General features: G+C 70.6%; 6 protein-coding genes. 5 read left to right on the top strand and 1 reads right to left on the bottom strand.

Annotation, left to right across the window (positions count from 1 at the left end; translation table 11 throughout):
* Positions 1-91 precede the first annotated feature (91 nt).
* A complete protein-coding gene (locus AOK08_RS37670) occupies positions 92-862 on the bottom strand; it encodes a SigE family RNA polymerase sigma factor (RefSeq protein ID WP_055534482.1) in 771 nt (256 codons plus the stop codon).
* 259 nt (positions 863-1,121) lie between these two features.
* Here AOK08_RS37670 and afsQ1 point away from each other — a divergent pair, with 259 nt between their 5' ends.
* From afsQ1 to AOK08_RS37645, 5 genes are all read left to right on the top strand, one after another.
* Complete coding sequence (afsQ1, locus tag AOK08_RS37665; protein WP_055534481.1) at positions 1,122-1,799, top strand: two-component system response regulator AfsQ1; 678 nt, start codon at positions 1,122-1,124, stop codon at positions 1,797-1,799.
* Entirely contained in the window at positions 1,796-3,367 is a 1,572-nt protein-coding gene (locus AOK08_RS37660) for a sensor histidine kinase (RefSeq protein WP_055534479.1), read from the top strand. Before afsQ1 ends, AOK08_RS37660 begins: the two co-directional genes overlap by 4 nt.
* Before the next feature lie 167 nt (positions 3,368-3,534).
* Positions 3,535-4,278, top strand: coding sequence for a hypothetical protein (locus AOK08_RS37655; RefSeq protein WP_422125807.1), 744 nt, complete (start codon positions 3,535-3,537; stop codon positions 4,276-4,278).
* A 124-nt stretch (positions 4,279-4,402) separates the two neighbouring features.
* The gene (locus tag AOK08_RS37650; RefSeq protein ID WP_055534478.1) at positions 4,403-4,954 is read left to right on the top strand and encodes a VanZ family protein; all 552 of its coding nucleotides are present in this window, start codon (positions 4,403-4,405) and stop codon (positions 4,952-4,954) included.
* Between the two features lie 101 nt (positions 4,955-5,055).
* Entirely contained in the window at positions 5,056-5,265 is a 210-nt protein-coding gene (locus AOK08_RS37645; protein WP_055534477.1) for a PspC domain-containing protein, read from the top strand.
* Positions 5,266-5,334 lie beyond the last annotated feature (69 nt).

Genomic DNA, 5,334 nt, shown 5'->3' with positions numbered 1-5,334 from the left:
TCTCTATTCGTCGTCAGCGTCCGATGTGTATACGAGACAGACTTTCCCCCGTTTACCGCTCCCCCGTTGAGCGGTGGTTCCCCCCACACCTTCAGGCGACAAGCTCCCCGAAGGATTCCTCCTCGTCACGGCCGAAGCTGAGGACCTCGTCCTCACGCATCCGGCGGAGCGACCGCCAGATGCTGGACTTCACCGTGCCGACACTGATGTCGAGGATCTCCGCGATCTCCGGGTCCGTGCGGCCCTCGTAGTAACGAAGGACCAGCATGGTGCGCTGGAGTTCGGGGAGCCGGGCGAGCGCCTGCCACAGGACCGCGCGCAGCTCCGTGCCGCGCATCGCGTCCGTGTCGCCGGCCGTCTCCGGCAGCTCCTCGGTCGGGTACTCGTTCAGCTTGCGGCGACGCCACGCGCTGATGTGCAGATTGGTCATCGTGCGGCGGAGGTAGCCCCCGACCGCCGCCTTGTCACTGATCCGGTCCCAGGCGCGGTACGTCGAGAAAAGCGCACTCTGGAGCAGGTCCTCGGCCTCGAAGCGGTCACCGGTGAGGTGGTATGCGGTCGCGTACAGGGAGGCACGTCGCTCCTGGACGTAGGCGGTGAACTCCGCCTCCGACAGCGAGCAACGCTCCCCCGTGGTCTCCCTGTACGCCGCCCCCGTGCGCCCCGTTTCCCCCGTGGCGCCGTTTCCGCTTCCCCCCGTGCGAGCGTCAACCACCGACATGTACGTGGTGTGCTGACGCCCGGTGCCGCGAACGCACCCCCGCCCGATCGCGGCACCGGACTTCTCCGCCCCCCGGTTCACGTTCACGTCGTGCAGTCGCGTGATCACTGCGTTCGCGCTCGTGCTGTGCAGCGTGCTCATCTCGCGCCCCCCGTCGTGGACTTCCCCGGTGTTCGGCTCGGTTCGTGGTGCTTCCTTGCCTGTGCCGAGAACTTTGCCGAAGCCACTTCATGACGGTGTCCGCCGACTGTCACAGGCGTGCAACAGCGACCCTTCCAGGGAACGCGCGACAACACAGGAGGGTCACGGAGTGGCCCGGTAAAGGCCGCCTACACCCCGAAATCGCCCGACAACCACCTGACAGTCGCAGCCCGGCCCGGCCATGGGCCAGAATGCATCCGTGCCTTCCCTGTTGCTGATCGAGGACGACGACGCCATCCGTACGGCCCTGGAGCTGTCTTTGACGCGCCAGGGTCACCGGGTTGCCACCGCTGCCACCGGTGAGGACGGTCTGAAGCTGCTGCGTGAGCATCGGCCGGATCTGATCGTGCTGGATGTCATGCTGCCCGGCATCGACGGTTTCGAGGTGTGCCGTCGTATCCGGCGCACGGACCAACTGCCGATCATTCTGCTCACCGCGCGCAGCGACGACATCGACGTGGTCGTCGGGCTGGAGTCCGGCGCCGACGACTATGTCGTCAAACCGGTGCAGGGCCGGGTGCTCGACGCCCGTATCCGGGCCGTACTGCGGCGCGGGGAGCGGGAGTCCAGCGACTCGGCGACCTACGGTTCGCTCGTCATCGACCGTTCGGCGATGACGGTGACGAAGAACGGCGAGGATCTGCAGCTCACGCCCACCGAGCTGCGGCTGCTCCTGGAGCTGAGCCGGCGACCCGGCCAGGCACTGTCCCGGCAGCAGTTGCTGCGGCTGGTCTGGGAGCACGACTACCTGGGCGACTCGCGGCTGGTGGACGCGTGTGTGCAGCGGCTGCGCGCCAAGGTCGAGGACGTTCCGTCGTCGCCGACACTGATCCGAACCGTCCGCGGCGTCGGCTACCGGCTGGACTCGCCTCAGTGACGAAACCGCAGGACAAGCTCCGCGGCTGGGCCGCGGCACGCAGGGCGATACTTTCCGGGCTGCGCTTCACCAGCCTGCGGCTGCGCCTCGTCGTGGTCTTCGGCCTGGTGGCGCTGACGGCCGCCGTGTCGGCGTCGGGAATCGCGTACTGGCTCAACCGCGAGGCGGTGCTGACGCGTACGCAGGACGCGGTGCTGCGCGACTTCCAGCAGGAGATGCAGAACCGCGCGGGCTCGCTCCCGGTCGACCCCGCACCGGACGAACTCCAGCACACGGCGAGCCAGATGGCCGCCGGCAGCCAGGGGTTCAGCGTGCTGCTGGTCGTCGAGGACGGCCACGGGCACGCTCTCGTCGGCAACTCCGGGGCGCTGGACACCTTTTCGCTGTCCGACGTGCCCAAGTCGCTGCGTACGGCGGTCGGCAGGCAGCAGCCGATCACCTCGAACAACAAGTACCCGTACCACTTGTACTGGCAGCGGATCATCTCCGGCGACAAGCCGTACCTGGTCGCGGGCACGAGGGTGATCGGCGGCGGTCCGACCGGCTACATGCTGAAGTCGCTGGAACCGGAGGAGAAGGACCTCAACTCCCTTGCCTGGTCGCTGGGTATCGCCACCGGCCTCGCGCTGATCGGCTCGGCGCTGCTCGCGCAGGCCGCCGCGACGACCGTACTGAAGCCGGTGCAGCGCCTCGGTGTCGCGGCCCGGCGGCTCGGCGAGGGGAAGCTGGACACGCGTCTGCGGGTCTCCGGGACGGACGAACTCGCCGACCTCGCCCGGACGTTCAACCACACGGCGGAGGCCCTGGAGACCCGGGTCGCCGACATGAGCGCCCGGGACGAGGCCTCGCGGCGGTTCGTGGCGGACATGTCCCACGAGCTGCGTACACCGCTCACCGCGATCACCGCGGTGACGGAGATCCTCGAAGAGGAGCTGGACGCGGAGACCGGCAGCGTCGACCCGATGATCGAACCGGCGGTACGGCTGGTGGTGAGCGAGACGCGGCGGCTCAACTCCCTGGTGGAGAACCTGATGGAGGTCACCCGCTTCGACGCGGGCACCGCCCGGCTGGTCCTCGACAACGTGGACATCGCCGACCAGATCACGGCCTGCATCGACGCCCGCGCCTGGCTGGACGCGGTCGAACTGGACGCCGAGCGCGGCATCATGTCGCTGCTCGACCCGCGCCGCCTCGACGTCATCCTGGCCAACCTCATCGGCAACGCCCTCAAGCACGGCGGTTCGCCGGTACGGGTGTCGGTGCGTGCGTCCGACGCCGATCTGCTGATCGAGGTACAGGACCACGGTCCGGGCATCCCCGAGGACGTCCTGCCGCATGTCTTCGACCGCTTCTACAAGGCGAGCGCGTCCCGTCCCCGCTCCGAGGGCAGCGGCCTGGGCCTGTCCATCGCCCTGGAGAACGCCCACATCCACGGCGGCGCGATCAGCGCCGCCAACTCCCCGAAGGGCGGCGCGGTGTTCACCCTGCGGCTGCCCCGGGACCCGTCGGCACTGACGGAGACACCGGCCGAGCCGGCCGGCGCGAACGGCAACGGGGAGAGCACGTGACGAACGTACGCAGCCCGCGAGACGAGCGCCCCGCGCGCGGCGTGCGGGCCCTGCGAGGCGTACGGGCGGTGCTCGGCGCACGGGCCCGGCGAGTCCTGCGGCCCGCACGTGACGTGCGGGCCCAGCCAGACATGCGGCCCGCACGTGACGTACAGGCCCTGCCAGACATGCGGCCCGCGCGGGGCGTGCGGGGCGTGCTCGCCTCACGGGCCGCGCGTGGTGGATCGGCTGCACAAGGCGCACGGGCCGTGCCTGGTGTGCGCGATGTGCCCAGTGTGCGAGGCGTGCGCGGTGTGCGGGTCTGGCCGGCCTTTCCGGTGCTCGCCGTCGTGCTGCTCTCCGGGTGCGGGATCCGGGCCACCGAGGTGCCGACGGACTTCGGTCCGGCGCCCTCCCTCGTGCCGTGCTCCCTCTCCGGCGTCTCCAGCCCCTCCGCGCCGGACCTCGGCGCGCGGACGGCCGCGGAAGTCCCGGTCCAGGTGTTCCTCCTGTGCGCCTCCCAGCTCGTCACCGTCGACCGCGCGGTACGCGTCCCGGACGGCGCGGCCGAGGCCGCGCGGCGCGTCCTGGTGGCCCAGGGACTGCTGGACGAGCTGGCCCGGACCCCGTCGACGAGCGAGACCGCGGCGGGCTACACGACCGACGTGCGCGGCGGGACGAGCGTGCGCGGCCCCGGCCCGGGCGACCCGAAGGACACCCTGCGGCTGAGCACGTCCCCGGCCGGGCTGTCCTCGTACGCCCTCGCCCAGATCGTCTGCACGTTCTCCGACTCGGCCGCCGCCGAAGGGGACGGCTCCGTCGTCCTGGGCGGCCCGGAAAGCGGTCCGCTGCGCCGGTACACGTGCACCCCGGAGGTCCGCTCCCGGCCGGGGGCGCAGGTACCGCCGTCGTCGGGCGTGGACGGCGGCTGAGCGCTCCCCCCGGGCGCCCGCACGCCCCTCATGGCCCGGGCGGGCTCCCGTGTGGCACATGACTCACTCCCCTGTATGGGGGCAACCCGGAACCGATCGTGCCGATGACCGCGTCTTGGGGGGCGTGCAGCGTCATGGCTCGGCCGACGAAAACGCGGCCATTCGCATCCGTACGGCGGGAGGTGTCCTCCTCGTCGCCCATCTCGCGCTCGTCGCCTGGATCACGCTGCGTCCGCTCGACGTCCTGTGGCAACTGCCCGCCAACCTGCGGCCCTTCGCGAGCATACGAGCCGATCTCTCCCTCGGCTGGCCGGAGGCGGCCCGGCGCATCACGGAGGGGCTCGCGCTGCTGGCCCCGCTGGGTGTGCTGCTGCCGATGGCGGGCGGACGGCTCGACGTCTCCCCGCTCGCCTCGCTGTTCCGTACGGTCATGGCGGGCGCCCTGATCTCGCTGGGCATCGAGCTGTTGCAGACCGGCGTACCCGGTCAGGTCGTGGACGTCGACTCGCTGCTCCTGAACACGGTGGGCGTGGCCCTCGCGCATGTCGCCGTGGTGCCCGCCGTACGGTCGCGGCTCCGCCGCAGGAGCGACCGCAGACGCCTGGCGGCCGTCCGTACGGATGACGCGACTCAGGGTATGACCCCGACGATTCCCAGGGTCGGGATCGCCCCGTAGAGCGACGCTTCGTCCACCCGGCGTCCGTAACGTTGAGTGCAGATCGCAGACGAGGCGGCCGGAAGAGCCGGCCCCCGTCACCGCCTCACTCAGGAGACGTCATGACCGCCCTCGCCCGCCCCACCAACGGCCGCATGATCGGCGGAGTGTGTGCCGCGCTGGCACGGCGCTTCGGCACTTCCGCGACGACGATGCGCGTGATCTTCGTGCTCTCGTGTCTGCTGCCCGGCCCGCAGTTCCTGCTCTACATAGCCATGTGGATCCTGTTGCCCTCGGAGAAGCACGAGGCCAAGGCCAACGCCGCCTGGTAAGCGTCCTGACGACCCGCTGGTACGGCGATGGGGCGCACCCCCGGTTGAGGGGTGCGCCCCATCGCCGTA

Origin of the sequence: Streptomyces graminilatus (genome assembly GCF_001418565.1) — a bacterium.
Taxonomy (GTDB): Bacteria; Actinomycetota; Actinomycetes; order Streptomycetales; family Streptomycetaceae; genus Streptomyces; species Streptomyces graminilatus.
This window is presented reverse-complemented; position numbering and strand designations above follow the sequence as displayed.